This is a genomic window from uncultured Agitococcus sp., from assembly GCF_937920075.1.
Lineage (GTDB): Bacteria > Pseudomonadota > Gammaproteobacteria > Pseudomonadales > Moraxellaceae > Agitococcus.
This window is the reverse complement of sequence record NZ_CALETI010000273.1, coordinates 1-2082: the sequence shown is the minus strand read 5'-3', so window position 1 is coordinate 2082 and position 2082 is coordinate 1. Positions and strand designations below refer to the sequence as shown.

The 2082-nt window shown below is 42.0% G+C and carries 3 protein-coding genes; all 3 read left to right on the top strand.

Annotated features, from left to right (window positions below; all coding sequences use genetic code 11):
* The coding region (locus tag Q0212_RS09485; protein WP_297924816.1) for a hypothetical protein at positions 1 to 834 on the top strand (834 nt) is incomplete at its 5' end.
* Positions 834 to 1220, top strand: coding sequence for a hypothetical protein (locus Q0212_RS09480; RefSeq protein ID WP_297924814.1), 387 nt, complete (start codon positions 834 to 836; stop codon positions 1218 to 1220). The genes Q0212_RS09485 and Q0212_RS09480, both read left to right, overlap by 1 nt.
* 113 nt (positions 1221 to 1333) lie before the next feature.
* On the top strand, positions 1334 to 2082 hold a 749-nt coding region (locus tag Q0212_RS09475; RefSeq protein ID WP_297924812.1), incomplete at its 3' end, for a hypothetical protein.

Genomic DNA, 2082 nt, shown 5'->3' with positions numbered 1-2082 from the left:
GGCCGTATCATTATCGACTTGATACCTAAAATCTATGACGCGGCGCGTGTTGTTAGTGTAATGGGTAGTGATGGCAGTAAAAAGCTAGAGCGTATCAATCAGGTCGTGATGCAGAAAGGCGAGCCTAAAAACATTGATTTGACGGTGGGTAAATATGATTTAGTCGTGACTCAAGGCGCAAGTTATGCAACTAAGCGTATTGAAGCACTTAATTCTATGGTCGAGATTGCGCGGGTCAATCCTGCCATTATGCAGATTGCGGGTGATTTAATCATTAAGGCGATGGACTGGGATGGTGCTGACGAGATTGCCGAGCGCATGAAAAAGATGTTGCCGCCACAACTGCAAGAGCAAGAAGGCGAAGATGGCGAGCAAAAACAATTACCGCCTGAAGTACAACAAATGATTGAACAAGGCAAACAGCAAATTGATGAGCTAACAAAGCAAGTTAAGCTGCTAGAAGATGAGAAAGACGACAAAGACGATGAGTTAAGACTCAAGAAGTATGAGATTGACGTTAAAGCCGAGATTGAGTTCGCTAAGTTAGCTAAGGATTATGGGATGGGAATGGATGAAGTGGCGGCATTGATTAACGACGCTTTAGCTAATGCAGCGCAACAGCCTGAATTGCCCGAAGAAGGAGAAGGTTATCAGCACGAACAACAAGAAATGTTTCAGCCGCAATTTGAGCAAGATGATGGCCAATTGACGCAAGACGGGCAAATGATGGATGAGCAAATGGCAATGGATTTAATGGCTCAAAAAGACATTGGCGGTGGTGATATGTCGAGCGTACAATTGCCTGACTTACAACAAGATGATGAGGTGATGTGATGAGCGAAAAACTTAGCGGTGAAGAAGTATCTAAACGCGCTTTAGATATTTTACAATCAAGTGATTTTAATAAAACACTAGAATCATTTAATGCAAAATGTATAAAGCCAACGATGAATATAATGGCTAAAAAGATTGTTAAGGCCAAAAAGAAGCTAAAGAAACTTCAAAAGCGACAACGTAAGCAGGATGAGCAAGGCGTTTCAAATGCTGCTGACCAATGGCCGAGCGACACATTAGATAAGTTTTTGGCTGGTCAAAATGAGTCTTATGTAATCAATATGATTAAACACGCTAAAATCACTGATGAAATGATGGATGCTATGCGTGAGCGTTATGGAATTACTAGAGATGATAAAGGCAATGAGTTTATAAAGCCTTTGTAATCATTATTTGACTAAATACCTGTTATAGATTATGTTTATATCACTGTTACTAGACAGTTAAAACTAGGTCGCCGTGATGGCGCGTGTAAATCCGATTCAAGGAAACCTATCCCATGAGTGATTCTACTCAGTCTGATGTCGTTGTGGATTCATCACCACAGGTCGAAGAAGTCACCGAAAATCCGATTGTTGACGAAGTGAAAACCGAAGGCGAGGAAACTACGTCAAAGGTTGAAGCCGAAAAGCAAGAAGATGAACCCGATGATGATTCTAGCCTACCGAATGGCGTTAAAAAGCGCATTGATAAAGTTACACGTCAAAAGTATGAAGCCATTGCAGAAAGCAATCGTCTTAAAGCTGAAATTGAACAATTACGGGCGCAACTTGCACCAAAACAAGAAGCACCTGATATTAGCCAGTTCGACAATTTAGATGATTATGTTGAAGCGGTAGCAGAATACAAATATCAAAACAACATGCTATCTGAACAAGAGAAGAACGTAGAGCGGGCAATTGAACAAAGAGTTTCCCGTGAATGGGTTGCTAAAGTTGACAAAGTGCGTAGTGTTGCCCCTGATTTTGACGCGGTTTTTAACAATGTTGCTAACATTGAGTTTGCACCGATGGCACTAGAAGCCGTTGCACAACATCCGAAAGGCGCAGAAATTGCGTATATGTTGGGTAAAAATGTTTCTGATGCTTATCGAATTGCCGCATTACCACCGTATCAACAATTGATGGCGATTGGTGAGGTTGCAGCAAGAGCTAATTTACCAAAAGCCAAAGCGGTATCGTCCGCTCCTGCACCTGTCAAGCCAGTGCAAGGTGGCTCTAGCAATAGCGCACCACCTACCGATATTGA

Bases quoted from the DNA above. Each gene is read 5' to 3' on its own strand.
- Q0212_RS09480 (WP_297924814.1), top strand. From the start codon at position 834: ATGAGCGAAAAACTTAGCGGTGAAGAAGTATCTAAACGCGCTTTAGAT.